This window comes from Citrobacter sp. RHBSTW-00944 (assembly GCF_013615435.1).
Lineage (GTDB): Bacteria > Pseudomonadota > Gammaproteobacteria > Enterobacterales > Enterobacteriaceae > Citrobacter > Citrobacter braakii.
Window position 1 is genome coordinate 84,406 of record NZ_CP055418.1, and the last position, 25,675, is coordinate 110,080.

Annotated in this window: 22 protein-coding genes; 10 read left to right on the forward strand and 12 right to left on the reverse strand. The window is 54.3% G+C overall.

Features of this window, described 5'->3' with window-relative positions; genetic code table 11:
* Positions 1-42: 42 nt before the first annotated feature.
* The 6 genes from HV334_RS00395 to HV334_RS00420 form a co-directional block, all read right to left on the reverse strand.
* Positions 43-1,788, reverse strand: coding sequence for a putative frv operon regulatory protein (locus HV334_RS00395; protein WP_181221039.1), 1,746 nt, complete (start codon positions 1,786-1,788; stop codon positions 43-45).
* A complete protein-coding gene (locus tag HV334_RS00400; protein WP_181221040.1) occupies positions 1,788-2,858 on the reverse strand; it encodes an aminopeptidase in 1,071 nt (356 codons plus the stop codon). The genes HV334_RS00395 and HV334_RS00400 overlap by 1 nt, the downstream gene beginning before the upstream one ends.
* A complete protein-coding gene (locus HV334_RS00405; RefSeq protein ID WP_049282349.1) occupies positions 2,848-4,293 on the reverse strand; it encodes a PTS fructose-like transporter subunit IIBC in 1,446 nt (481 codons plus the stop codon). Before HV334_RS00405 ends, HV334_RS00400 begins: the two co-directional genes overlap by 11 nt.
* A gap of 10 nt (positions 4,294-4,303) precedes the next feature.
* Entirely contained in the window at positions 4,304-4,750 is a 447-nt protein-coding gene (locus tag HV334_RS00410) for a PTS fructose transporter subunit IIA (RefSeq protein WP_016157883.1), read from the reverse strand.
* 182 nt (positions 4,751-4,932) lie between these two features.
* A complete protein-coding gene (locus HV334_RS00415; RefSeq protein ID WP_016157884.1) occupies positions 4,933-5,256 on the reverse strand; it encodes an AzlD domain-containing protein in 324 nt (107 codons plus the stop codon).
* On the reverse strand, positions 5,256-5,915 hold the full coding sequence (locus HV334_RS00420; protein WP_181221041.1) for an AzlC family ABC transporter permease: 660 nt from the start codon (positions 5,913-5,915) through the stop codon (positions 5,256-5,258). The genes HV334_RS00415 and HV334_RS00420 overlap by 1 nt, the downstream gene beginning before the upstream one ends.
* A 101-nt stretch (positions 5,916-6,016) precedes the next feature.
* Here HV334_RS00420 and HV334_RS00425 point away from each other — a divergent pair, with 101 nt between their 5' ends.
* A complete protein-coding gene (locus HV334_RS00425) occupies positions 6,017-6,565 on the forward strand; it encodes an XRE family transcriptional regulator (RefSeq protein ID WP_016155192.1) in 549 nt (182 codons plus the stop codon).
* Positions 6,566-6,901: 336 nt separating this feature from the next.
* The gene (locus HV334_RS00430; protein WP_181221042.1) at positions 6,902-8,302 is read left to right on the forward strand and encodes a carbohydrate porin; all 1,401 of its coding nucleotides are present in this window, start codon (positions 6,902-6,904) and stop codon (positions 8,300-8,302) included.
* Positions 8,303-8,592: 290 nt separating this feature from the next.
* Here HV334_RS00430 and rhaM read toward each other — a convergent pair whose 3' ends face one another.
* The 5 genes from rhaM to rhaB all read right to left on the reverse strand — a co-directional run bounded on the left by rhaM (position 8,593) and on the right by rhaB (position 13,881).
* The gene (rhaM, locus tag HV334_RS00435) at positions 8,593-8,907 is read right to left on the reverse strand and encodes an L-rhamnose mutarotase (protein ID WP_016155195.1); all 315 of its coding nucleotides are present in this window, start codon (positions 8,905-8,907) and stop codon (positions 8,593-8,595) included.
* On the reverse strand, positions 8,904-10,058 hold the full coding sequence (fucO, locus tag HV334_RS00440; protein ID WP_181221043.1) for a lactaldehyde reductase: 1,155 nt from the start codon (positions 10,056-10,058) through the stop codon (positions 8,904-8,906). The genes rhaM and fucO overlap by 4 nt, the downstream gene beginning before the upstream one ends.
* A gap of 126 nt (positions 10,059-10,184) precedes the next feature.
* Positions 10,185-11,012, reverse strand: a complete 828-nt coding sequence (gene rhaD / locus HV334_RS00445; RefSeq protein WP_016155197.1) for a rhamnulose-1-phosphate aldolase — start codon at positions 11,010-11,012, stop codon at positions 10,185-10,187.
* A gap of 143 nt (positions 11,013-11,155) precedes the next feature.
* Positions 11,156-12,415 (reverse strand): L-rhamnose isomerase, encoded by a 1,260-nt coding sequence (gene rhaA, locus HV334_RS00450; RefSeq protein ID WP_019077926.1) that lies wholly within the window; start codon positions 12,413-12,415, stop codon positions 11,156-11,158.
* Entirely contained in the window at positions 12,412-13,881 is a 1,470-nt protein-coding gene (gene rhaB / locus HV334_RS00455; RefSeq protein WP_181221044.1) for a rhamnulokinase, read from the reverse strand. The genes rhaA and rhaB overlap by 4 nt, the downstream gene beginning before the upstream one ends.
* Positions 13,882-14,181: 300 nt before the next feature.
* Here rhaB and rhaS point away from each other — a divergent pair, with 300 nt between their 5' ends.
* From rhaS to HV334_RS00495, 8 genes are all read left to right on the forward strand, one after another.
* A complete protein-coding gene (rhaS, locus tag HV334_RS00460) occupies positions 14,182-15,030 on the forward strand; it encodes an HTH-type transcriptional activator RhaS (RefSeq protein ID WP_016157890.1) in 849 nt (282 codons plus the stop codon).
* Between the two features lie 105 nt (positions 15,031-15,135).
* Positions 15,136-15,984, forward strand: coding sequence for an HTH-type transcriptional activator RhaR (gene rhaR / locus HV334_RS00465; RefSeq protein ID WP_049040553.1), 849 nt, complete (start codon positions 15,136-15,138; stop codon positions 15,982-15,984).
* A 222-nt stretch (positions 15,985-16,206) separates the two neighbouring features.
* Positions 16,207-16,536: a hypothetical protein gene (locus HV334_RS00470; RefSeq protein ID WP_181221045.1), complete on the forward strand. Its 330-nt coding sequence runs from the start codon at positions 16,207-16,209 to the stop codon at positions 16,534-16,536.
* A 61-nt stretch (positions 16,537-16,597) separates the two neighbouring features.
* On the forward strand, positions 16,598-16,912 hold the full coding sequence (locus HV334_RS00475; protein ID WP_016157892.1) for a PTS fructose transporter subunit IIB: 315 nt from the start codon (positions 16,598-16,600) through the stop codon (positions 16,910-16,912).
* A complete protein-coding gene (locus HV334_RS00480; RefSeq protein WP_049282357.1) occupies positions 16,905-18,020 on the forward strand; it encodes a PTS fructose transporter subunit IIC in 1,116 nt (371 codons plus the stop codon). The genes HV334_RS00475 and HV334_RS00480 overlap by 8 nt, the downstream gene beginning before the upstream one ends.
* A gap of 87 nt (positions 18,021-18,107) precedes the next feature.
* Positions 18,108-20,699 (forward strand): glycoside hydrolase family 38 C-terminal domain-containing protein, encoded by a 2,592-nt coding sequence (locus HV334_RS00485; RefSeq protein WP_181221046.1) that lies wholly within the window; start codon positions 18,108-18,110, stop codon positions 20,697-20,699.
* Positions 20,700-20,703: 4 nt separating this feature from the next.
* Positions 20,704-23,193 (forward strand): phosphoenolpyruvate--protein phosphotransferase, encoded by a 2,490-nt coding sequence (gene ptsP, locus HV334_RS00490; RefSeq protein ID WP_181221047.1) that lies wholly within the window; start codon positions 20,704-20,706, stop codon positions 23,191-23,193.
* A 3-nt stretch (positions 23,194-23,196) separates the two neighbouring features.
* On the forward strand, positions 23,197-24,375 hold the full coding sequence (locus tag HV334_RS00495) for an MFS transporter (RefSeq protein WP_181221048.1): 1,179 nt from the start codon (positions 23,197-23,199) through the stop codon (positions 24,373-24,375).
* A gap of 127 nt (positions 24,376-24,502) precedes the next feature.
* Here HV334_RS00495 and rhaT read toward each other — a convergent pair whose 3' ends face one another.
* Positions 24,503-25,537: an L-rhamnose/proton symporter RhaT gene (gene rhaT / locus HV334_RS00500; RefSeq protein ID WP_016157897.1), complete on the reverse strand. Its 1,035-nt coding sequence runs from the start codon at positions 25,535-25,537 to the stop codon at positions 24,503-24,505.
* Positions 25,538-25,675 lie beyond the last annotated feature (138 nt).

Genomic DNA, 25,675 nt, shown 5'->3' on the forward strand with positions numbered 1-25,675 from the left:
TCGCCACACTTTTTCTGTGGTGGAAAACAAATCGGCGGTGCTTTATTGCCTGAGCAATCCGATAAACGCGTTATAGTCTTTCAATCCCGCAATAGTTTCTGCCGGATGGCTGCTCAGCACGCTGGATAAATAACTGAAGATTTTTAGCTCATGCCGCGCCTCGGCGGCGGCACAGGCGATCAGGGCATGGCTGACCGGTTCGTTATTCACCAGAATAGGGTGTGCGAGGGTAATAAAGAAACCACGAAAGCGGCGCTCCTGTTCGCTCCAGCAATGAGGAATCGCCAGGCGATTCACGATCAGGTTTTCACCTTCATGCTCCCGGGCGCAAATGCGCAGCGCTTCGTCCTCGGTGATATGGCTCTGTGCCACAAGCTGGCCGCAGATCCGGCCGATGATACTCTGCCAATTTTCGGCCTTCATATTGGCGTAATGGAAGCTGCCCGGCTGTAAAAAGAAACGTTCGGGCTGCTGGCGGATAAAGGCCGTTGCGAGGAAGTGTTTAATCTGCTCGGTACCCGCAGCGGTGATGATGTTCTTGATGGTTAAGGTATTTTTTATAGATTCATCAAGTAAATAGTGACTATTGTTGATGATTAACAGTGGGGTGATTTCTTCACTGATGGCGCTGACTTCACTCGTATTTCGCGCAATGATCACCCGACAATTCAGAACATCTCGCTCAATAGCCTGTTGGTTGATGGTGGCGATAGCATTCTGGTCGGATAACAAAATGACCGGCTGGCGCTCGTTTTGATGGCGCTCCAGGGCGCAGGCGAAGTAAAGCCCTATGAGGTCGCTATCGAACAGTGGGATATCCAGTTTTTCACGCAACAGGGCAATAAAACGCAGACTCAAATCGAAGGCGGCAGGCCAGGTCGACTTCAGGTTGTGCATACTGCTCTGGCGATGTTCCGGTACCCAAACCGGGGCAGAGACGCATCTCAGCAGGTGGCCGGTAATATTATCAACCAGTTGGGTATCGATAACGTGCAACGCAGCGATGCCGGGAACGCTTTTTAACAACAAGGTCACCGCATCGGCAGAGATTGTCATTGCCTGCCGTTGTCTGATTTCCAGAAGGCCGATCAGTGTTCTGAAGGCGTTCTCGCCCAGGTAGACTCCTCCTTGTTCCACCGCATTTTTCAGTGAAACATACCGACACTCCGGCCATGACCCGGAGAGCTGGTTACGCAGGGCATAGACGGCCAGCACCAGACTTGCCAGGTACTCTCCCGAGATGAGCGGGAATTCATTAAGTTTTTCACATGCTGCATTGAGCCTGTCGATGTTGTCCCGGGTAATACCCGGCAGTGGAATTAAGAGGGGATCTTTTTTAAGCAGATTCGCCAACAGGATAATGCGCTTTTCTTCTGGTTCATCAATGAAATGACCGACGCCTGGGCGGCTGGCAAGACAAAAGGCCCGCTCATAGCGCTGCTTCAACCGTGGGAGACGATCGGCCACCCAGGTTTCAGGTAAATTGAGCGCCGAAGCCAGCTGTACACGCGGTGTAAAGGTATTAAGCAGAAGAAAGGCCAGCAACCGGTCATCATTATCATGGCGTTGCAGAAGCTGAAAATAACCGCGTCTGTCGACAATTTCCAACTGATAGCCCGCACTGCCACCGGGCTGAATGCGGGCCTTACCGCTGAGGGTAAAATTGAGGTAGTCAATATCGCGCAGGATGGTTCTGCCTGAAACGCCAGTTTGCCGCGCCAGGTCGCCCAGCAAACACGGCTGCTGTTCAAGAAGATCCACCAATTTTAACTGGCGTTCCGAAAGCATTAACTCTCCCGGCGAAAGTCAGTAAACGCGCGGACCTTTTCGGTCGACAGCGAGGTGAGCAGTTCGTGCACCAGCGTAAACAGCGCGTCGTAATCCGATGCGGAAATCATGCCGCTGTTGGCGTGGAGATAGCGAGTCGGCAGGCATAGCGCCGCCACCGGACGACCGCCGCCCATAACGTTATAGCGTCCACCGTCCGTCGCCCCGGTTTTCATGGTGCAAAACTGCAATGACGCACCGCTGTTTTCTGCACACGCTTTTAATGTGGCAACCAACTGCTGATTAGGGAAATAGCGCTTATCGAACAGCATCAGCCCTGGGCCCTCGCCAAGCTTGAGTGGGTATTTAATGCCGTCGATTCCGGGCACATCGCCCGCAACCGCAGTATCCAGCACGATCACCACATCGGGCTTGATATGCTCCGCTGAGGTTTGCGCCCCGCGTAGACCCACTTCTTCTTCCACGCTGCCCACGCCGTACAGGGTAATTTCAGGGTTATCCACGGTTTGTAAAAGCTCGGCCATCAGGGCGCAGCCGACGCGATTATCCAGCGCTTTGCCGACGATCTTATCTTCGCCCCAGCGAGCGAAATTGGCTTCCGGGCTCACGAAGTCACCGATCGCAATTCCGCGGTTTTCTACTTCTTCGCGGCTGTTGGCACCAATATCGATGAACATTTCGTCAAATGTCAGAGGTTGCTGTTTCTGCTTTTCCGTTAAGGCGTGCGGTGCCACGGAGCCGATTATGCCAGGGATTTTGACGCCCTTGCGGGTGCGGATGGCGACCCGGTGGTTCAGCATCGACTGGCTCCACCAACCGCCAATGGTGGTGAAGCGCAAAAAGCCGCTTTCGTCGATATGCGTGACCATAAAGCCCACTTCATCCATGTGACCGACGATGGCAACCTTCGGCCCACGGTTGCCCTTGCGTGCGACAAAGCTGCCGAGGCCGTCAAAAGTGATTTCATCGACGCTGGAATCCAGCGCATTAATGAGAAGAGTGCGAACTTCCTGCTCATCACCGCTGACGGCGCTGGCTTCGCATAACTGCTGAAGTAACTCAATGTTCATGGGCAAGCTCCTGCTGCGCGGCTTTACGTTTCAGCCACAATCCTTTCAGGATGATAATTAACGAAATGTTCAGCGCCAGACCGATAGCCAGCACCAGGTAAAATGACCCCACCGGAGACATCAGGCCAATCAGCGGATCAAAGATACCTAAACCCGGCGCGAGACGTTTGATTCCAAAGGCGATGACCAGCATGCCGGTAATACCACCGGAGAGTGTATTGGCGGTAATCATCGGCAGCGGCGCGGCCAGCGCATAGGGGATTGCCGGTTCGGTGGCGACGGTGGCACCCACCACAATCGCACTGCTGGCGGCGGCCTTCTCCTGCTGGGTAAACAGTTTCGGCGCTAAATAGGTAGCGATACCTGCCGCGACGGGCGGCATCAGCGCCACCACGCCGACGATGGCGTACCAGTCATAGATATGTTTTTCCAGCAGTGAGAAGCAGAAGAACCAGGCCGTTTTATTGATTGGCCCGCCCATATCAAATGCCAGCATTGCGCCAACGAGGAAGGCTGCGCCCATTTTCATTGATGGCGGAATGGTGTTCAGGAAGTGCAGCAGACCCCCCATGATGTCGGACATCACCGGGCCGATGACGTAATAAGTCAGGACGCCAAACACCAGCAAAGTGACAAACGGGATCAGCATGGAGCCGAGCAGCGGCTGCAACGCTTTGCCGAGTCGAACCTTGCGAAACCAAAGCACAAAGTAGCCAATTGCCAGCCCGAGTACGACCGCGCCGAGAAACCCCGCGCCGGACTGGGTGCCGAGAAGACCTTTATCGTTCGCCAGGTAACACACCAGAAACGCCGGGGCAAAAGCGGGCTTATCGGCAATCGACCACGCGATGTATGCCCCCATAATGGGGATCATAAAGGTGAAACCCAGATAGCCGATGGATTCAACAACCCAGGTGAACGACGGCGCACCTTTCGACATATCGGCATAGGGCAAACCGAACTGTACCAGCATATTAGCGATGGCAACCAGAATACCGCCGCCAATAACAAACGGCAGCGCGGCGGAAACGCCAGCCATCAGGTGGCTCATCACGCTACCGTGCTGGACCTCCTGTTTTCCCAGCTTCACGCTGCTATCAGTGGCAAAAAGTTGTGAATGAGTCGGTAACTGCGTAAAAATCAGGTCGATATTTTTCAGCGCCTGGGAAATGGCTATTTCATAGACTTTTTTCCCGGCGAAACGCGCCCGGTCTTCACCGCTCAGGCCGCGACCTGTAGCCAGAATAACGTAATCGGCAGCGGCAATTTCTTCACTGGTCAGTCGGTTTTCGATGCCGCTTGAGCCCTGGGTTTCGACTTTAATCGTATGGCCGAGCGAGCGCGCTTTTTGCTCCAGCGCTTCTGCCACCATATAAGTGTGGGCGATACCCGCCGGACAGTTGGTAATCGCCACTAAACGCAAGGATGACTCCATAGCCGCTTCCTTATGAGGTTAAGGTCTGATTGAGCAGGGCGAGTACCTGGTCGGTGTCGCCTTGCTTCAGTTGGTTGATGAAATCTTGATGGATAATTTTGCGGCACAGGGTGCCGATAATTTTGACCTGATCGTCCTCGCCCGTTTGTGGCACGCCGAGGCAGATCCAGCAGTTAACGTCCTCGCCGTCGCTGGCTTTCCAGTCCACTTTTTCTGATTTGCGCGCGAACAAGACGAAGGGGCGTGTGATACAGACGCTTTTACCGTGTGGGACGGCAATGCCCGAACCAAAGCCGGTGGAATGCAGCTTTTCGCGTATCAGCAGCGTTTGCAGGAAGGCGCTGCGGTCAGAGACGTAGCCATTTTGAAGCGCCATATTCGCCAGTTGCTTGAGGATGGCATAAACGCTATTCCCCTGAATATTCAGGTCAATGCAGTTAGCTGTAAGGGCTGTCATGGTGGGACTCCGTTAAAAACTGTTTGATTTGATTTTAACGGTGAGATGGTGAAGAGATGAGCAGCAATATGTCAGCGGGAAGTGACAATTTGAGGCAGAGTTAGCGCCTGGTTTTGTGGGGTAAAACACATAACGCTACAGGTGATTACCCTGATGAATATTTCGCCAGGGTAATTATATAGTTAGTGTATACCCACCATTCGTAACAGCGCGGTTACCACTGCGGCGGCAACGATCACCACGATCAGCGGCATCTTACGCCAGGCGAGAAATACCGCAAAAGCCACGCCGAGTACGCGCGCCATTCCGGCAAAGTGTTCGCCCTCGTAAAAGGTGGTCGCCAGCGCAACGGAGAACAGTAATACCGTTGCGGCGTCGGAAAGCAGCGCCTGCGAGCGTTCTGAGAACGCTAAACGGCTTCCAAGCTTGGCTCCCCCTAAACGCATTAAATACGTTCCCACAGATAACATGGCGATACCGACGATAAACAGCGTCATGTTGCCCATTATTTTTTCCTCGTCAGTAAGCCAAAGAGTGAGAGCAAAACCGGTAAACCGACCGGCGCAAAGGGAATGGCGGCAAGCGACAACGTGGCGCCGCTACAGGCACGAATCAGCGTAGTGCGGTTTTTGAATGCCGGGACGACCAGAGCCAGCAGAATGGCAGGGAAGACGGCATCCAGACCGATGGTTTCCGGGGCAGGGAGCAGTTTGCCGACGCCTGCGCCGATCAGGGTGCCAACAGGCCAGAAAATTGCGACGCCCAGACCGCACAGCCAGTAGGCGGCTTTACGTTGCTCAGGCGTTTTTTGCGACAGGCCAAAGACCACGCTTTCGTCGTTCATAATATGACAGCCGAGGAAACTGGCAGCCTGGGTGCCTACCAGATCGCGCACGGTGACGCCGAACGGCACGTGTCGGGCGTTAACCAGTAAACCGGCAGCCGCAGCCGCCAGTGGATTACCACCGCTGGCGATAATGCCGATAAACATAAACTCGGACGCGCCCGCCAGCACAGTAATAGAGAGTACAAACGGTACCCACAGCGGGAAGCCGTACGCCATCGCCAGTGAGCCGTATGACATGCCGACTACACCGACGGCCAGACAGACTAAAAATATTGCTTTTATCGTGTCGCCTTTGAGACTGGAAAAATAATGTTTCATACCGTTTTAGCCATATCGAACGAGTTTCCATTATAATGAACGTGACTAATTGGCTTTACAAGTCGAACAATTCGTTCGATATAAAAAACATGGAGTCGTGAATGACCCAGCCCATCAGTATGATCGCGAAAAGTCTGGTGCGTGAACGTCAGCGTACCGGTTTGTCGCTGGCGGAGATTGCCCGTCGCGCGGGGATTGCAAAATCGACACTCTCGCAATTGGAAGCGGGCAATGGAAATCCTAGCCTGGAAACGCTCTGGTCGCTGTGTGTGGCGTTAGATATTCCCTTTGCGCGCCTGCTGGAACCGCAGGAGCAAAAAACGCAGGTGATTCGCCGCGGCGAAGGGACAAAAGTCGTGGCTGAGCAGGCCCACTATCAGGCCATTTTACTGGCCGCCTGCCCACCGGGTGCGCGGCGGGATATCTATCTGCTGCTGACGCAGCCGGGCGCGGATCGTATTTCACAACCGCATCCACCGGGATCGGTTGAACATATTATCGTAACGCAGGGTAAGGCGATGGTGGGATTGACGGAAGCGCCGGAGGAGTTAGGTGAGGGCGATTATATTTGTTACCCCGCCGATCAAGCGCATATCTTTAAAGCACTGGAGCCTGACACTCAGGCGATTCTGGTTTCTGAGCAGAGTTAATTGAACGCTTATTAAATAAAGGTGTGGCGATTATCGTTCGCGCCTTTATTATTTTTAATTATGTTTTATTGTTATTCATATAAAATTGTTTTTATTATTTTTAGTTAATTTCAGCACTATTGTTATATCCCTCACATTCTTACTTATATCTACGTTACACATAATAAAATCAGTATGATAATAAATATTAGCCTGCACTGGTGCCACGTTTTAATGTTCTGAATTTATTTCAGTCATCGGTATCGTATTACCTATAAAAATATTTTTTGGATTTGCATGTTGCGCGTCTTCCGGTCGGAAGACGTTGGACGATCTTTATTTCAAGGAAAGCAAATAATGAAGAAATCGACGTTAGCTTTAGCAATAGGTCTATTATTAGTGGCAAATAATGGCTTTGCTAAAACGCAAAAAATGACTCTGGAACAGCGGCTCGAACAACTGGAGGCTCGGCTGGAAGCTGCGGAAAACCGCGCGGCAAAAGCGGAAAATCAGGTGCAGCAATTGCAGGTACAGCAGGCTGCGGAGATCCAGGAAATTAAAGTTGCTCAGGGGAATACGCCAGTCAACGGCACTACGCCTGCGCAAGAGACCAAAAAGAACGCCACCACCCCTAACCTGGTGCTCTCCGGCTATGGCGATCTGAAAATCTACGGCGACGTGGAATTCAACATGGATGCGGAAAGCAACAAAGGCGTGCTGGCGGCAACCAATTCGAATGTGGGCGACCCAACCAATGAACGCTGGGATCTGAACGGACGTATCCTGCTGGGCTTTGACGGTATGCGTAAGCTGGACAACGGCTATTTCGCCGGTTTTTCAGCGCAACCGCTGGCTGACATGACGGGTTCGGTCAATCTTGATGACGCCGCTTTCTTCTTCGGTCAGGAAAATGACTGGAAAGTAAAAGTCGGTCGTTTCGAAGCTTACGATATGTTCCCGCTGAATCAGGATACCTTTGTTGAGCATTCAGGGCATACCGCCAACGATTTGTATGATGACGGTAGCGGCTACATCTACATGATGAAAGAAGGTCGTGGCCGTTCTGATTCCGGCGGCAGCTTCCTAATGAGCAAACAGCTCGATAACTGGTATTTCGAGTTAAATACCCTGTTGGAAGATGGCACCTCGCTGTATCAGGATAGCCGCTATCATGGTCGTGAAATATCGCAGGAGAAAAACGTGGCTTATCTGCGCCCGGTTGTCGCCTGGACGCCGGTGGATGCGCTGACGATTTCTGCGGCTATGGAATCGAACGTTATCAATAACGCCTATGGATATACCGATCCGCTATCAGGCAAGTTTGTCGATCAGTCCGATCGTACCGGTTACGGTATGACGATGACCTGGAACGGTCTGAAAGCCGATCCGGAAAATGGCCTGGTGTTTAACCTGAACACCGCTTATCTCGATGCGGATAACGAAAAAGACTTTACGGCGGCGGCCAACGTTCTGTGGAAGCGCTTTGAACTGGGCTATATCTATGCTCATAACAAGATCGACGAATTTAACAATCTGATTAAGCACGATGATAATGACTGGTTCTACAATGAGGGCACTTACGATATTCATACCATTCACGCGTCTTATTTAATTCCGAATGTAATGGATATGCAGAACTTTAATATTTATCTCGGCGCTTATTATTCGATGATCAACAGCGATAACAGCAATCCGGAGAATTATACCGACGACGACGACCGTTACGGCGCGCGTCTCCGTTTCAAATACTTCTTCTGATTTTCCGTTCTCAGGCGCCTGGATTCAGGCGCTTTTTTCTTATAGCCTGGTCATCAGGCTTTTATTTCCCCACCCAGTTATTTTTGATTTTGAACTTGTCGGCGCGGTTGTAGCTACACGAGTAGTTAAATGCCGTCCCGTCTTCCAGTTTGGTGACGCCGGAGACTTTCAGCATCGGTATGCCTGAGCAGGTGCCGGGTTGTGGGGAAATGGCGTGGATGACAAAACGAACGCAATGCTGCTGACGGGAGAAAAAGTTTCCTCCCCCGTCAGGGGAGGAAACAGAGCGGTTAAGGCAGATAAAACACTTCTTTTAGCTCAGCGCTGACCGGGCTGTTGTCCGGGTTTGCCGGCATGACATCACGCATATGCTTCCACCAACGCTGGCAAACATCGGTGCTGGCAACGGCGTTCCAGCGCTCTTCTGACTCAATCTCGACGGTGGCGAACAGCAGGTTGCGTTCCTGGTCGAGATAAATCGCGTAGTGATGGGCACCGTGCTCTTTCAGCACCGCTTCCAGTTCTGGCCAGATGGGATTGTGCCGACGTTGATACTCAACGTGCGCGTCGGCATTCACCTGCATCACAAAGGCCTTGCGGATCATAACGCCTCCAGATACAGCTCGCGGACCTCATCGCGGCTGGCGGTGCGTGGGTTACACGGCGCACATGGATCGGCCAACGCTTTATCCAGCCAGCCTTCAATATCCTCTTTCGTCACGCCAAGGGAACTAAAACCAGCCGGAATACCTACACGCTTGCTCAGGGCACGAATCGCGGTGATGGCCTCCATGCTTGCCGCTTCGTCGCTCATCCCGCGGGTGTCCACTCCCATCGCCTGCGCCACTCGGGCAAAACGCGCCACGGCGTTCGGGCGGTTAAAGTTTTCGATAATCGGCAGCAGGATGGCATTGCAGACGCCGTGCGGCAGGTTGTGGGTCGCGCCTGGCTGGTGAGCCAGCGCATGCACCAGACCCAGACCCAGACCAGCACTGTTGAATGCCATACCCGCCAGATACTGACCAAACGCCATTTGCTCACGGGCCTCGAGGTTATGACCATCGTCGACCGCTTTCGGTAGCCACAGGTTGATCAGGCGAATTGCTTCCAGGGCGTTGGCGTCGGTGAGCGGATGCGCGCCAACGGAAACATAGGCTTCCACCGCGTGAGTCAGGGCGTCCATGCCGGTTGCGGCGGTAACGGAGGCTGGGATTTCCAGCATCACGCTGGCGTCATCCACGGCGATATCCGGGATGATGTTCGGGTCGATGATCACCTCTTTGACCTTGCGGGCAGAGTCGATAATGACCGCGTTGCTGGTCATCTCTGCTGCTGTACCAGCAGTGGTATTGATGGCAACCAGCGGCACGCCCGCATTTTTCACTTTGCCCACGCCGGAGTAAGCGGTAGAAGGGCCAGGGTTGGCGGTCAGGATCTTCACCGCTTTGGCGGTATCGATCGGGCTGCCGCCGCCGAAGGCGATAATATAGTCACATTCCGCCCCCTGATATGCCGTAAAACCTTTCTGTACCAGCTCTTCTGTCGGATTCGGGAACACCTCATCAAACAGGTGGTAAGACATTTGATGTTCATCCAGTGCGGCAAATAGGCTATCCAGCAGGCCCAGCTTCACCAGTTGACCATCGGTGACGATCAGCGCTTTGCCCCATTGTTTATTCGCCACGAGATTCACCATATCGGCAATCGCGCCGGCGCCATGCAGGCTAATTTTTGGCAGTGCCAACATAAAGCTCATCACTATTCTCCTTAAAAAAAATCCCTGGTGCCCGATGGCATTACGCTTATCGGGCCGACGGTGAAACGTGCATCGTCATGTAGGCCGGATAAAGCGAAGCCGCATCCGGCGTTGAGTTGGCAGGTATCAGTACAGCTCTACGGCGCTTGCCAGCGGAGTCACGCCAAAGCGTTTAGCCAGTGCTACCAGCTCTTCACGCGTGATGGTCTGCTTCATACCGCCCATCGAATAGATTTTGACTAAAACTTCGGCGGATTTTTCTGCGGTATCTATCAAGCCAAATGCTTCGTCGAGGGAGGGACCGCTGCCGAACACGCCGTGGAACGGCCACAGTACCAGCGAGTGTTTCTGCATTTCCTCGGCGGTTGCCTGGCCGATTTCATCCGTACCCGGCACCATCCACGGCAGAATGCCGACGCCATCCGGGAACACCACCAGACACTCGGTGCTGCCTTCCCACAGTTTGCGGGTAATCAGCGGGGTGTTGTTTTCCAGCACGTAGGTCAGGGCGATCAGGTTGGTAGCATGGCAGTGCATGATCACGCGGTCTTTGCCGTTCGTCGCTTTAATACGCTCGCAATGGGAGAGGAAGTGAGCCGGCAACTCGGAGGTTGGCACCGCTTCGTGGGTCAGGCCCCAGAGGATGTGGTAGCCCGCGCCGTCGCTGTCTACTTTCACCACGCCCAAATTTGCCGCGGGATCGAGCTGAACGTTACGGAAAAATTTACCGGAACCGGTGACGATAAACGGCGTGTTAGCCAGCAAAGGCATTGGCTGACTTAGCGCGATATAGCGCGGTTTTTCGTGGAAATCGGCGCTAAATGGCGCAATGTCAGCCTCATCCAGACGCAGTGTCAGGTTGCCGCCGTTACGTTCGTCCCAGCCTTTCAGCCACGCGTCGGAAGTGGCTTTGATCATCCCCTGGACGAACCAGGAATTAGTCATGTTTTGCATATTCGGTGATCCTGTTGATTGCCCGATCGTTATCGGGTCTTACGTAGGCCGGATAAGTGAAGATCCATCCGGCAATCGTCTTTCATTCATTGCCGGATAGCGACGTGGGGCGTCATATCCGGCCTGTAAGCCTGGTGTCACGGTTAGCTACGTTTGCTCAAAATCTCTTTCTCATAGGCGCGCACGCTGTCCAGCCACTGACTTCCTGCTGGCGTGTCGTGACGCTGGCAGTACATCTCCCACACGGCTTGCCACGGCAGCGATTTTTGCTCTTCCAGCAAGGCCAGACGTGCGGTGTAGTCGCCGCTGGCTTCCAGCTGACGCAGTTGTTCGGTCGGTTCTAACAGCGCGCGCAGCAGGGCTTTTTTCATATTGCGAGTGCCGATAACCCACGCGGCGATGCGGTTAATAGAGGCGTCGAAGAAGTCGAGGCCGATGTGTACGCGGTCAAACAGGTTGTGGCGGACTATCTCGCTGGCAATCGCCTGCGTTTCGTCATCCAGCAGCACCACGTGATCGCTGTCCCAGCGCACCGGACGGCTGACGTGCAGCAGCAGACGCGGTACGTACAGCATGGCGGCGGAGATTTTGTCGGAAATCACTTCAGTCGGATGGAAGTGACCCGCATCCAGGCACAGCGCAGTCTGACGGCTGGTGGCGTAACCCATATAGAACTCGTTGGAGCCCACGGTGTAGCTTTCGGCGCCGATGCCAAACAGCTTGCTCTCGACGGCGTCGATATGGTGCGCCGGGTCGAGTTTTTCGCTGATCACTTCATCCAGTGCTTCAAGCAGACGTTGGCGCGGCGCTAACCGGTCAACGGTAATGTCTTTCATGCCATCCGGGATCCAGATATTCATCACCGACGGCGTACCCAACTGCTCGCCAAAATACGCTGAGACGCGACGGCTGGCTTTGCAGTGGTCAATCCAAAACTGGCGAATGGTGTCATCGGCGTGGGCCAGCGTGAAGCCGTCGGCGCTCAGCGGGTGAGAGAAGCAGGATGGGTTGAAATCCAGCCCTAACTGGTTTGCTTTCGCCCACTCGACCCAGTTTTTAAAGTGTTCAGGTTTGATTTGGTCGCGGGCAACCGGCGTATCGGACTCCAGATAGATCGCGTGCAAATTCAGACGTTTTGGACCCGGGATCAGGCTCAGCGCCTGCTCCAGATCGGCGCGCAGCTCGGTTGCGTTACGCGCTTTGCCCGGATAGTTGCCGGTAGCCTGAATACCGCCTGTGAGCGAGCCTTCTGGATTCTCGAAACCGGCGACATCATCGCCCTGCCAGCAGTGCATGGAGACCGGCAGACGATCGAGCTGGCGTAAGGCCGCCTCGACATCAATGCCTACCGCGGCGAAACGTAGTTTTGCCAGTTCCCAGGCTTGTTCAAGTTGAGTGGTCATGCGCAAAGCTCCTTTGTCTGTCGTAGTGATGGAAACTGCGCCTGGTAGCGGGCAATTTCACTTTCAGGATTTGGAATGAAGGTGGTCAGGTCGTAGTTGGCACGCACCACCTGACGGAAATCATCAACGTTGTTAAGCTCGTCCAGCGTCATCAACTGGATGCCAATATTGCCGAGCGTGGAGGCCTCAATCGGCCCGGACATCACGCGAATACCGCAGGCATCCGCGCACAGCTGGTTCAGTAGGGCGTTCTGGCAGCCGCCGCCAACGATGTGCAGTTGGCTAAATGCTGCACCACGCAGTTGTGCCAGTTCTTGCAGAATGTCAGCGTATAGCAATGCCAGGCTGTCGAAGATACAGCGCGCCAGTTCGGCGTTTTGCTGGGGAACGGGTTGACCCGATTCACGACAGGCCGCCTGAATTTCCGCGCTCATATCGTCGGGGTTGATAAAGCGATCGTCGTTCGGGTTAATCAGGAATTGGCAGGCCGGCAGCGCTTGCGTTTGGGCAATAAGCGTTGGCAGGTCGGTAATCTGGCGCTCTTTTAAAACGCGCTGGAGCAGCCACAGTCCCATGATGTTTTTCAGTACGCGGTAGCGCCCTTCCGCACCCCCTTCGTTGGTGATGTTCGCCGCCAGCGCCGCATCGTTGGTATACGGCGTTCTGCTCTCAAAGCCCATTAGCGACCAGGTACCGGAAGAGAGATACGCACTATTTTTATCGGCCAGCGGTGAAGCGATGACCGCGCTGGCGGTGTCGTGACTGGCGACGGCCACAACCGGAATTTGGTTTTTCTGCGGGCAAATCCAGTGACCAATGACGTTCCCCGGATGCGTCGGGCGACCAAACCAGGCTTTGTCTGCCCCGGTCCACGCCAGCAGCGTGTCATCCCAGTCGTCGGTGTTGATATTGACTAACTGGGTGGTGGTGGCGTTGGTGTATTCCCAGTTCAATTTGCCGGTCAGGCGAAAGCTGAAGTAGTCGGGGATCAGCAGGACATGTGCCACCTGCGCAAGCAGTTCTGGCTGCTGTTCAACCAGCGCACGTAGCTGATACAAGGTGTTAAACGGCAGAAACTGAATGCCGCTACGGCGGTAGATTTCACCTTTACCTGGCTGCGCCATCGCCTGTGACATAATGCCGGTCGTGCGGCTGTCACGGTAAGAGACCGGCAGACCAACACGTTGGCCGGCGTTATCGATCAATACGTAATCCACGCCCCAGGTATCAATGCCAATGCTGTCTATCCGAATGCCTTCATCACAGACTTTTTTCAGGCCAAGGCGAATGTCGTTTTCCAGGCTGTCGATGTCCCAGGTGTCAAAACCGTCCGTTTTTTGCAGACAGTTAACGAAGCGGTGGATTTCACGCAGCGTCAGGGTGCGGTGTTTACTGTCGTAACGTGCGAGCATTACGCGCCCACTGGATGCGCCGAGATCGACAGCGACACAATGGCGAAAAGTCATGGCGAGGTCCTTCTGAGTTTTATTGCACTCAGTCTAAGAACCCCGAATAAAGCGTACCTTCTTGACAGTGACAGCCCCAATTAGCGGCTGGCAACATGGCAAAGGTGAACGTGATGTTGTTCACAGTTTCCACTAATCGCGCGGATTTTGGCGGATGTGACGCCTTCCGCATTTCCCGATCTTTCCCGCCATTTCTTGAAGAATTAACCGTGTTTACGCACTTTGGCGTCAAAAAATTAAGGTGAGGGTAGGAACCCTTAATTACTATTCAGCCATATTCGTTAATCAGGGGGAGCCGTCATGACCGTACTGCATTGCGTGGATTTTTTTCCGACAGGTAAAGCGCCAGTGGCTATTGAACCGCGGCTTCCTCAGCCCGCGTTTCCTGAACATCATCATGATTTTCATGAAATTGTGGTGGTCGAACATGGAACGGGGATCCATGTGTTCAACGGACAGCCTTACACCATCAGCGGCGGTACGGTGTGTTTCGTCCGCGATCATGACAGGCATTTATATGAACATACTGACAATCTGTGTCTGACCAATGTTTTGTATCGCTCTCCGGATGCGTTTCAATTTCTGGCCGGGCTGAATCAGCTTTTACCTCAGGAACAAAATGGGCAGTATCCCTCCCACTGGCGCGTAAACCAGGGCGTACTGCAGCAGGTTCGTCACCTGGTGGGGCAGATGGAGACGCTCGGCGAGGAGATGGATACGCCCACGGCGGCAAATCGCGAGATCTTGTTTATGCAGTTGCTGGTACTGCTACGTAAAAGCAGCCTGATGGAAGCGGCGACCGATAACGATGCGCGGCTTAACCTTTTGATGGCATGGCTGGAGGATAACTTTGCCGAAGAGGTGTGTTGGGAGGCGCTGGCCGAGAAGTTTTCGCTCTCTTTACGCACTCTGCATCGCCAGCTTAAACAGCAAACAGGATTGACGCCGCAGCGCTACCTTAACCGTCTGCGACTGATTAAAGCCAGGCATCTGCTCCGCCACAGTGATGACAGCGTGACTGATATCGCTTATCTCTGCGGTTTCGGTGACAGTAACCACTTTTCGACGCTTTTTCGCCGTGAGTTCGAGTGGTCGCCACGCGATATTCGTCAGGGGCGTGACCTTATAGCGGGAAGCAGCCTTCAGTAACGCGAAAGCTATCAACGTTTTTTACCGTCCGTTTGCTGATAATCATACCCTTTCATGCCGGATAAGCGCAGCGCATCCGGCAAGCGTACAGGTTGAGGTGATGTGATGGCGAATCATCTGGTTCTTTTGAAATCAGACTTTTTTGCGCATGAGCAGCAGGCTGTCGCCGTGGCCGATCGTTATCCGCAGGATGTCTTTGCTGAGCATACCCACGAGTTTTGCGAGCTGGTTCTGGTCTGGCGCGGCAATGGTCTGCATGTCCTTAACGATCGTCCGTACCGGATAACCCGTGGCGATCTGTTTTACATTCGCGCCGAAGATAAACACTCCTATACCTCCGTTAACGACCTTGTGTTGCAAAATATCATCTACTGCCCGGAGCGGTTAACGCTGAATGTTGACTGGCAAGGGGCGATCCCCGGATTTGACGGTACGCCGAGGCAGCCGCACTGGCGACTCGGCAGCGTTGGCATGACCCAGGCCAGACAGGTGATAAGCCAGCTTGAGCATGAAAGTAATCAGCGCGATGCGCAGGCCTTTACCATGGCTGAGCTGCTGTTTGGTCAACTGGTAACTCACCTTAAACGTCATCGTTATGCCACGGATACGCTCCCGGCGACGTCAAGTGAAACGCTGCTGGATAAACTGATCACCGCGTTAGCCGGTAGCCATGAGCATGCGTTCGAACTGGATACGTTTTGCGAGCGTGAACGGTGCAGCGAACGCGTTTTGCGCCAGCAGTTCCGCAGCCAGACCGGGATGACGATCAACCATTACCTGCGGCAACTGCGCATTTGCCATGCTCAGTATCTGTTATCGCATACTGAAAAGCTGATTGGTGAAGTTGCTATGCAGTGCGGTTTTGAAGACAGTAACTATTTTTCGGTGGTATTTAACCGCGAAGTCGGGATGACGCCAGGGCAATGGCGCCATCGTAGTCGGGTGACACCATAATATATAAATCTGGTTTATATATTGCAGTGGCGTTTTGATACATATTCGGACTAAATCAGACATAATGAGTGAATACTCTGTGCAATAAATCACAGTTGCTCTTTTATTTTTGTTTTATTCTCAGCAAACTTATTTATCGGAGTAACGTTTGTGTTGACCAACTCTATAATCATCAAAAGTCTGCTTTTAATTTTGCTATCTTGCGATCGCAAAATTAAACGTATGCTTGATTATTTTTGCTGGTTTAATTCCGTTAACGATCTGGCTGAAAATGATATCGCCGAGCAGGAGTGTATGGATACGCAAATGGCGCGCGAATGGTCCAGCCTGTGGGACTGCGCCAGCGAAGCTATCGGCGCGAGCGTACGTCAACGCTGTCATCGTCCTGCCCGTTTTGGCCTGCATTTCCCACAGGCGCTGCTGTGCCGTCGCAAACGTGACGAGCTGGCCTTCAGTTTCCGTAACTCCAGCCTGCACCAACTGTTAGTTTGCCGCCATGCCAGCGGCGCTGACGGTGAAAGCCAGGTTTATCAATTTGTTAGTCCTATATAAAGCACAATGCGCACTTTCGCCATTGTGCTTTTTTTATTGCCTGAATCTATGAGGAATCATTATGTACATTGTTTGTGTTGCAGCTTGTCCGACCGGCGTTGCTCATACCTACATGGCTGCGGAATCGCTTGAAATCACGGGGAAAAACCGTGGGCATGAAGTTAAAGTGGAAACGCAGGGGAGCATTGGCGCTGAGAATGAAATTACGCCAGAGGATCTGGCGCGCGCTGACGCGGTCATCATTGCTGCCGACGTTGCGATTAGCGGGAAAGAGCGTTTCGATGGCATGGTGAAGCTCGAATGCAGCGTCTCTGATCCCATCAAATTTGGCGATGCGGTGTTTGAAGCAGTAGAGCAGGAGGTTGCAAATGGCTAAGTTTCAGGGGGGAGACAAACCGTCTACCGGGATAGAGGTCAAGAACGCCATTATGACCGGCGTTTCATGGATGCTGCCGTTTGTCATTGCTGGAGCTGTGCTAATGGGGATCGCCCGTATCGGCGCTTCTCTCTACGGTATTGATAACATCTGGGATGCCAGCTACGAGCAGGCCGGCATGGTGGTGCAGTTGCTGCACAAATTTGATGGTTTCGGCGGGCTGGCGCTGTCCCTGATGTTGCCGGTGGTGGCCGGCTATATCAGCTTTGCGCTGGCGAACAAACCGGGTCTTGCGCCGGGGATGATTGGCGGACTGCTGGCGAGTAACCTGGGAACGGGTTTTCTCGGCGCGCTGGCGGCCGGTTTTGTCGCGGGCTATATCGTTCGCGCCCTGAACCGCTACATCAAATTGCCGAAGGCGCTCTCCTCTGCTGTGCCTATTTTCATTCTGCCAGTCGGTGGTACGCTGCTGACCTGCGTGGTGATGGCATTTATTATCGGTACGCCGCTGGCGGCGTTGAATCACGGCATGGAAAGCTGGCTGTTATCCATGTCCGGCACGAACAAAGTGCTGCTGGCGGCGGTCATTGGCGGCATGGTTGGGTTTGATCTCGGCGGCCCGATTAACAAGGCGGCGGTGACGACGGCAATGGCGTTACTGGCCTCCGGTATTTATGACCCAAACACCGCCGCGCAGGTGGCGATTATCGTGCCGCCAATTGGTCTGGGTGTCGCTACGCTGCTGTGGTCGTCACGCTTCCCGGAATCCCTGCGTGAGGCGGGTAAAGCCTCTACGTTGATGGGGCTGATTGGTGTTTCGGAAGGCGCCATTCCGTTTGCGCTGTCAAACCCAAGAATTATTGTCGTCAACGTGATTGGCTCGGCGGTGGGGGCGGCGATGGCGGTAGGATTAGGGGCGGTAAACCATGCGCCGATCTCCGGTTTTTACGGCTGGCTGGCGGTAGAAAAATGGCCGATTTATGTGCTCTCGATTGTCTGCGGCTCGGCGATTATCGCCTGCGGCTCATTGTTGATATTCCGTGGCCCGACAGCCACGCCTGAGGTGAGAAAAGAGACGGCGGCGCCGAAATTTAAAGCCAGCCGTTAGACGTACTACTGAATTAATATTTCCCTATGTTTAGCGCGGGTAAATATCCGTGCGGGTTACCTACGCCTTAAAACAGGAATAAACGAAATGAAAACGGTTCATTTAATTCAGCATACGCACTGGGATCGTGAATGGTATTTTACGGAGAATGATTCCCAGGCTCTGCTTTATTATTTTATGGCAGATCTTATCCAACATCTTGAAGCGGATGAATCATTAGGTCCATTTATGCTTGATGGCCAAACGGTGGTGCTGGAAGATTATTTCCAACTGGCACCAGAAAACCGCGAACGCGTGCAGGCGCTGGTGAAAGCCGGACGTTTGTTAATCGGTCCCTGGTATACACAGACCGATTTTTTGGTGGTTGGCGCTGAGTCCATCACCCGCAATCTGCTGCTGGGGCAGGCAGACTGTGACGAGATAGGGCCGAGAATGGCGGTCGGTTATGTGCCGGACTCCTTTGGCCAGAGCGCACAGTTGCCCATGTTCCTTAATCAGTTTGCCATCGACCACGCGGTTATCTGGCGCGGCTGGAGCGAGTACGACACGCCGTTTACCGAGTTCCGCTGGCGAAGCCAGGGGGGCAGCGTGGTGACGACGGCGGTATTACCGCAGGGTTATGGGTGCGCTAAGTGGTTGCCGACGGATGCCAACCAGGCCTGGCCGCGCCTCTCTGCGGTTATGGAAAAGCAGGCGGCATTTAGCCGCAGTACGCAGCTACTACTGCCGAACGGTAACGATCAGTCACCGTTTGAGTACGGCGTTCCGGCAATGCTCGACACGCTGAATCAGGAACAAACGGCGTACCGCTTTATTCGCAGCGACTTTAGCCGTTACTTTGCCGCACTGGCGGATACGCCGCTGGCGATCTTTGAGGGCGAACTGCTAAGCCCGAAATATATGCGTATCCATCGCGGTATTTTTTCTACCCGCATGGATATTAAACAGGCCAACGTCCGGCTGGAGAACTTCGTCAGCCGTCAGCTAGAACCGCTGCTGAGTGTGGCCTGGACGCTGGGGTTGCCCTATCCGCAGCGCGCCATTGAGACAATATGGCGCGAGGCGATGAAATCCCACGCTCACGATAGCATCGGTGGGTGTAACGCCGATCGCGTGAATGCAATGGTGAAGGCGCGTTTGCTCTCGGGTCAGGAAAAAGCCGAGCGCCTGTACGAGCTGAATATGCAGATGTTGGCAAACGGCATTACGGCGCAGCAACAGGGTAAAAAAATCATCGTCTTTAACGCGCTGCCGTCGGTGCGCGATGGCCTGGTGGCGCTGACGCTCTACCTACCCGGTGAGGCGTTCCGCATTGTTGACGAGCAGGGACAACCCTGCCGCTGGCAGATTATGCGTGAGACATCGCAAGATATGTCCGTCATTGTTCAGGAGCTGTCCAATAGTCCCGATCCCGTCTTCTATCGGCGGTGCGATATTTTACTGGAGGTCGCATCGCTCCCCGCCTGCGGCTATACCACCCTTTATCTGCAAGATGAGTGCGCCCCCGGATTTGCTGTGCCGTCCTCAACAGAAGAGGCGCTGGAGAATCCGTGGTTACGCCTGACGCTGGAAGGCGAACAGGTTGTTCTGGTCGATAAGCGCAGCGGTAAGCGCTGGGATAACCTTATTCAACTGGTGGACGGCGGCGATGCCGGTGACACCTATAACTATTCTCCACCAGAGGATGACTGGCGCGTTACCGGCGCAGGGGCGCTGCTTCACGCCGACTGGCAGCGCGGCGCGCTGGTGGACACGTTGTCGCTAAGCTGGTCTATCGCAGCACCGCACACGCTGGCCGACAGGCAGGAGCACCGTTGTAATGCACGACTGGATGTCAGCATGGTGGTCATGCTGGATCACCAGCGCCCGACGCTGGACCTCCAGGTTAGCGTCAACAACACCTTGCACGATCATCGTTTACAGGTGGAAATTCCTGCTGATGTCTTTACCGATGTCCATTTTGCCGATCAACCGTTTGGTCTCATTCGTCGCGCCAACCGACCGGCCACGCTGGATGTCTGGCAGCAGGAAAATTGGGGTGAAGCCCCGGCATCGCTGTGGCCAATGCAAAGTCTGGTAATGATGCATGATGGCAAGCAGGGCATCAGTGTGGTGACGGATGGGCTGCGAGAATATGAAATTCCCGCAGAACGCCCATCGGTTATCGCCATTACGCTACTGCGTAGCGTGGGTTGGCTGGGACGTGCCGGTATGCCGTGGCGTCCGGGACGCGCATCCGGTATGGCGTTGCCTTCCCCAGACTCACAGATCCCAGGCGAATTTAGCGCCCGCTTCGCGCTCATCCCGTTGTGCGATGGTGAAAGCCCGAACTTCTGGCGTGAAGTCGAAGCCTGGCGCACACCGCCAGTTGGCTGGCTGGATTCCGGCTGGGCGCGTTTTAAAACTAATCCACACGCGCTGACATTCCCGACAGTCTACAGCCTGCTGCACTGGGAGACACCACTCCATTTCAGCACCTTGAAAAAAGCGCAACGTGAAGATGCGCTGATTTTACGCGGCTGGAACCCCGGCTCGCAGCCGCAGATCAGCTCAACGCCGGTTGCTGATGCGACAGTGCGCGAAGTTACGCTGGCGGAAAAATCGCTGAACTCATCGCATGAAACGATACCGGCCTGCACGCCGATCTCATGGCGTATTACGCCTGCAGCCAGAGGATAATATTGTGTTAAACATTCGTTTTACCTGCCCGTTGCCAAATGGTCTACATGCCCGCCCCGCCAGTGCGTTAGAGCAGCGCGTCAGCGCATTTCAGGCTCGCGTTCAAATAGGCAATCTGCGTAACCAGCGTCAGGCCGATGCCCGTAGCGTGTTGGCGATGATTGGGACCGATATTTTGTATCAGGACCCGTGTGAACTGGTGATTGAGGGCGAGGATGAATCTGCCGCGCATCAGGCGCTGACTCAGTTTGTGAGGCAAGAGTTTGCCGCGTGTGATGAACCCGTTGCCCGGACGCCGGAACGGGTGGAGCAACCTCTGCCGGTTTTTCTGGCGCAGACCCGTGCGGAGTGGGTGCGCGGTAACGGCGTGAGCGCTGGGCTGGCGCAAGGGGTGGCAATGCATCTGGGCGTGCCGGATCTGTATCAATTGGCAGAACAAGAGGCGGTGGCGGCGCCGGCTGTACAGCGAGCCGCGCTGACGGCGGCACTTGAGCAAGTACGCCGCGAGCTGCACGACGCATTACCGCATACGCAGGGAGAAGCCGCAGCGGTGCTACAGGCTCATGTCAAACTGCTGGACGATGCGCTCTTCGAAACCTCGCTACTTACCGACCGTACAGCGCGCAATGCGCTGGCAGCATTGGCGCTGGCGCTGGATGAACTGAGCGCGCCGCTGCGCGAAAGTCGCAGCGTCTACCTACAACAGCGGGTGCTGGATTTACAGGATTTGGGCCTGCGTCTGGCGGCGCATCTCACCGCGCAGCCGCTGATGCCGCAAACGGCATTGTCGCAAGATACCATCGTTATCAGTCCGGTTCCCATAACGCCAGGCCAGTTTCTGGCGCTGCGCGGCCCGCATCTGAAAGGTGTGGTGATGGGCGCGGGCGGGGAAACATCACATACCGTCATTCTGGCGCGATCGTTTGGGGTTCCGCTGCTGAGCGTAGAGGCGGCGGAAGCGGGGCGTATTCGCGGTGGTGAAGCGCTGCTGCTCGACGCTCGCCACGGGGTGGTGGTGGTGTCACCGGATGAGCAGGCTCTGCGGTGGTATCAACTGGAAGAGGACAAACGTCAGCGCCTTGAGGCGCGTTTACAGCCGCTTATTCAACGCCCTGGGGCGACGCAAGAGGGCGAACGGGTGACGGTGCTGGCGAATATCGCGCTGGCTGCGGAAGTGGAAGCGGCATTTGCCGCCGGGGCGGAGGGGATTGGTCTGTTCCGCACTGAAATGCTGTTCTGCGAACGAGCCGCGCCGCCTGACGAGGAGGAGCAGTACCAGGCCTATCGTCATGTGCTGGAACAGGCGCGGGGGCGTAAAGTGGTGATCCGTACGCTGGATATTGGTGGCGATAAACCCTGTGACTATCTGGCGATGCCGCCGGAGGAAAACCCGTTTCTTGGCTGGCGCGGCATCCGCCTGTATCCCGAATTTATGTCGATTTTCCGTCCTCAGATACGTGCGCTACTGCGCGCCAGCGCCGCCGGACCGTTGCACATTATGGCGCCGATGGTGACTACGCTTGCTGAGGTGAAGTGGCTGCGTGAACAGTTCCAGCAAACAGCGGCGCAACTGCTGGCCGAGGGGGCGGCGGTTGGGCAGTGGTCGCTGGGTATTATGGCGGAAGTGCCATCCGTGCTTTATCTGCTGGAGAAAGCCGCTGCGTATATCGACTTTGTTTCGATTGGCAGCAACGACCTGACGCAATACTTCCTGGCCTGCGACCGGGGCAACGCGCAGGTTCGACATCTCTACAATTATTTTGACCCCGCGTTTTTACAGTTACTGAAGGAGATGACGGCACGCGCGCAGCGGGCCGGTATTGAGATCAGCCTGTGCGGCGAGATGGGCGGCGACCCGTCGGCGCTGGCGCTACTGTTGGGCGTTGGTTTACGACAGATCAGCATGTCCTCAAGCCGTATTGCGCCAGCCAAGGCGCGCTTAATGACCTTAACCCTCGCGCACAGCGAGCAGACGCTGGAACGGGCATTAGCTTGTGAAAGTGGTCAGGACGTGGCGGTACTACTTTCACAACAGGTGGCGGCGCAAGCAAAACCCGTGTTTGATCCCGCCCTGATCCTGCTCGATCGGGCGATTACCCGTAAAGCGGAGGCGATTAAGGTGCTCACCGATAATCTTGAGGTCGAACAGCGGGTCTTTTCCGGCTCAGCCGTTGAAGAGGCTATTTGGCAGCGTGAGGCGATTTTCTCTACCGCATTAGGATTTGCGATTGCGCTTCCGCACTGCAAATCGGCGGCGGTCGCGCACAGTAGCGTGTCGGTGATGCGTTTGAGTGAGCCGCTGGCGTGGAGCGACGAGGTGGATGTCTCGCTGGTTATCATGCTGACGGTGAGCGAGCAGGAGAAGGGCGATCATATGAAAATCTTCTCCCGTCTGGCGCGTAAGTTGATGCATGTGGAGTTCCGTGAGCAGTTGCTTGGCAGCATGTCGCCGCAGGATGTCGCCGTGCATCTGGCACAGGAAATGGCGGGATAAATCATGGTACAGAATCCTCGCCGGGCGTTCATTATGCTGTCGGCTGTCTTTTTTTACTGGGGCGTCCTGACGGCAATTAATAGCGCCACGATTCCCTTTTTCCGGCAAGTTTTTTCGCTTTCATGGCGAGACTCGATGTTGGTAAATGTGGCGTTTTATCTCGCACCGTTTGTGATTTGTTTACCGTGTTCAGGCTGGATGGCGCGTTTAGGGTATCGCAGCGCACTCTTACTGGCGTTGATACTTGCCGCAAGTGGTTCGGTGGTGATTGCCGTATCGCTCTGGCTGGCGTCATTTGCCGGTTGCCTGGTGGGGATTTTCATTGTGGCGATGGGGGTTGCGGCGATGCAGGTGGTCGCAAACCCTTATGTTAATCGGCTTGGCGAGGCGCAAAGTGCGGCTGGACGCCTCAGTCTGGCGTCGTCCATCAACTCCCTCGGGGCGGCGCTGGCGCCTGTCGTCCTGGCGGTTGTTCTGGCTGGCTCTGTCATTTCAGTTCCAGGGATGTATCTCGGTTTGATGCTGGTGGGAGGCATACTGCTGGTTGCGTTATACCGTTTTTCAATTGCTGATTTTCGTGACGCGCACGAGAATATTTTTTCTGCGATTCGTGCGCTCAGGCGCTATGCGCAGTTTCGTACTGGGGTGAGTGGCATTCTTGTTTACGTTGGCGTTGAAGTCAGCATTGGTACTACGGCTCTCAGCTATCTTCACGACCCATCTTTGGGCGGGTTTTCGCTTGCACAAGCGACCTCCTTTATCGCGTTGTACTGGGGCGGTGCATTGGCGGGGCGGTTTTTGTATGGCTTGCTGGCTCACTGTTGCCGACCTCAGTTGTTGTTTTGCCTGTGTTCTTCGGGAGCGGTACTACTAACCGTTGCCGCGATAGTTTTCGCTAACCGTTTTGGCGGCTATTGTCTGCTGGCGACGGGACTCATGAACTCGGTGATGTATCCCATTATTTTCTCTCGCACGCTCTCCGGCCTTGATCGCTATGCGGCATCTATTTCTGCTTGCTTGATTATGGCGGGCATTGGCGGCGGGGTGCTGCCCTTTATCCAGGGGATGGTTATTGATGCTATTGGCCTGCGTTTGAGCTTTTGGGTGCCGGTTATCGGGTATCTGTTTTTATTGCTGAACGGATTTAAGCTATACGCTCGAACGGAGGTATTTTGTGAGTAACGCCATCATTATTTGGTTAATATTTGGTTAATTTAAGGTAGTTCAACGGAAACTGATTCTGGGTGATATTTAACCGTAAAGTTGGGATGACGCCGAGCCAGTGGCGTCATCTCAGTACCCAACATGATTAGCTGGCCATTCCCAGACCAACAATGTTTGCCGCGACAATGATCACTACGCAGCCAAGACTTAGCACGCTGACCGGACGTCTCCCTGCATTGCTCCACTCTTTCATGATCAGGCCCACGATACCGCCGCACAGGACGTAGAAGCTCATGTGCAGCATCCAGCTCATGTAGTCATACTGTGCTGGAATTTTGGCATGGCCCCAGGCGTAAAAGAAGAACTGGAGATACCACATCAGGCCAGCAAGCGCAGAAAACAGGATATTGCTGATAATCAGCGGTTTTGCTAAAGAGAAATCGGCCTTTACTGACAGGTTTTTCATTTTTGCCAGACGAATGAAGCAGTATCCCAGATTGATCACCGCACCACCGCCCATGATGACTACGTAGCTTGGCAGGGCGACATACAGCGGATCGATACCGAGTGTTGCAGCGGCTTCGTGCATTGGTTTAGCCGCATCCATGGCAAAGGACATCCCCGCGGAGAAAAAGCCGCACATCACCGCCAGTATCAGACCTTTTTTCAGATTGAACTCTTCGGCTTTGATGCCCATCTTGCGCTCTTTTAACTGTCCGGCGCGGGTGACAATCGCCACTCCGATCAGGGCGACCAGCACGCCGAGCAGGGTCATACGTCCGCCTGGTGTGCCAATGAGCACGTCAAATTTACCGGCAATGATTGGCGTCATTAAGGTACCAACAATTAGCGTAATGCCGATAGCGATCCCGATCCCCATCGACATACCGAGATAGCGCATAGTCAGGCCATAGTTGATATTACCAATCCCCCACATGGCACCGAATAAAAATACCGGCAGCAGGGTGGACGCACTGAATGAACTGTAATAGGCCCAGAAGTCCGGCAGAAGGATCGCGCTGACGAGCCAGGGAAGGATCAGCCATGAAACAAAACCACCTATAGACCACATGGTTTCCCAGGACCAGTGTTGTACCTTTTTAAAAGGGGCATAGAAACAAGCGGCACTAGCGGCACCGATTAGATGCCATATTATCCCCATCGTAATTGCGTTACCCATTCTGTTTCCTTTTGAATTATCGATTTGGCAGGATGAAAATCACCCGTTTTGATGTTCAAAAGTCTAAAGAGTGAGCAATAGATTAACCTTCAGCATGCTGCCGTGGGATGAGTAATGCTGGCAAAATTCAGGGGATGA

Coding starts and splice junctions, on each gene's coding strand:
- rhaS (WP_016157890.1), top strand. CDS start 14,182: ATGACCGTACTGCATTGCGTGGATTTTTTTCCGACAGGTAAAGCGCCA.
- rhaD (WP_016155197.1), bottom strand. CDS start 11,012: ATGCAAAACATGACTAATTCCTGGTTCGTCCAGGGGATGATCAAAGCC.
- HV334_RS00485 (WP_181221046.1), top strand. CDS start 18,108: ATGAAAACGGTTCATTTAATTCAGCATACGCACTGGGATCGTGAATGG.
- HV334_RS00470 (WP_181221045.1), top strand. CDS start 16,207: ATGCTTGATTATTTTTGCTGGTTTAATTCCGTTAACGATCTGGCTGAA.
- HV334_RS00415 (WP_016157884.1), bottom strand. CDS start 5,256: ATGGGCAACATGACGCTGTTTATCGTCGGTATCGCCATGTTATCTGTG.
- rhaB (WP_181221044.1), bottom strand. CDS start 13,881: ATGACTTTTCGCCATTGTGTCGCTGTCGATCTCGGCGCATCCAGTGGG.
- HV334_RS00430 (WP_181221042.1), top strand. CDS start 6,902: ATGAAGAAATCGACGTTAGCTTTAGCAATAGGTCTATTATTAGTGGCA.
- rhaM (WP_016155195.1), bottom strand. CDS start 8,907: ATGATCCGCAAGGCCTTTGTGATGCAGGTGAATGCCGACGCGCACGTT.
- rhaA (WP_019077926.1), bottom strand. CDS start 12,415: ATGACCACTCAACTTGAACAAGCCTGGGAACTGGCAAAACTACGTTTC.
- HV334_RS00420 (WP_181221041.1), bottom strand. CDS start 5,915: ATGAAACATTATTTTTCCAGTCTCAAAGGCGACACGATAAAAGCAATA.
- HV334_RS00395 (WP_181221039.1), bottom strand. CDS start 1,788: ATGCTTTCGGAACGCCAGTTAAAATTGGTGGATCTTCTTGAACAGCAG.
- HV334_RS00425 (WP_016155192.1), top strand. CDS start 6,017: ATGACCCAGCCCATCAGTATGATCGCGAAAAGTCTGGTGCGTGAACGT.
- HV334_RS00405 (WP_049282349.1), bottom strand. CDS start 4,293: ATGGAGTCATCCTTGCGTTTAGTGGCGATTACCAACTGTCCGGCGGGT.
- HV334_RS00410 (WP_016157883.1), bottom strand. CDS start 4,750: ATGACAGCCCTTACAGCTAACTGCATTGACCTGAATATTCAGGGGAAT.
- rhaR (WP_049040553.1), top strand. CDS start 15,136: ATGGCGAATCATCTGGTTCTTTTGAAATCAGACTTTTTTGCGCATGAG.
- HV334_RS00475 (WP_016157892.1), top strand. CDS start 16,598: ATGTACATTGTTTGTGTTGCAGCTTGTCCGACCGGCGTTGCTCATACC.
- rhaT (WP_016157897.1), bottom strand. CDS start 25,537: ATGGGTAACGCAATTACGATGGGGATAATATGGCATCTAATCGGTGCC.
- HV334_RS00400 (WP_181221040.1), bottom strand. CDS start 2,858: ATGAACATTGAGTTACTTCAGCAGTTATGCGAAGCCAGCGCCGTCAGC.
- fucO (WP_181221043.1), bottom strand. CDS start 10,058: ATGAGCTTTATGTTGGCACTGCCAAAAATTAGCCTGCATGGCGCCGGC.
- HV334_RS00480 (WP_049282357.1), top strand. CDS start 16,905: ATGGCTAAGTTTCAGGGGGGAGACAAACCGTCTACCGGGATAGAGGTC.
- HV334_RS00495 (WP_181221048.1), top strand. CDS start 23,197: ATGGTACAGAATCCTCGCCGGGCGTTCATTATGCTGTCGGCTGTCTTT.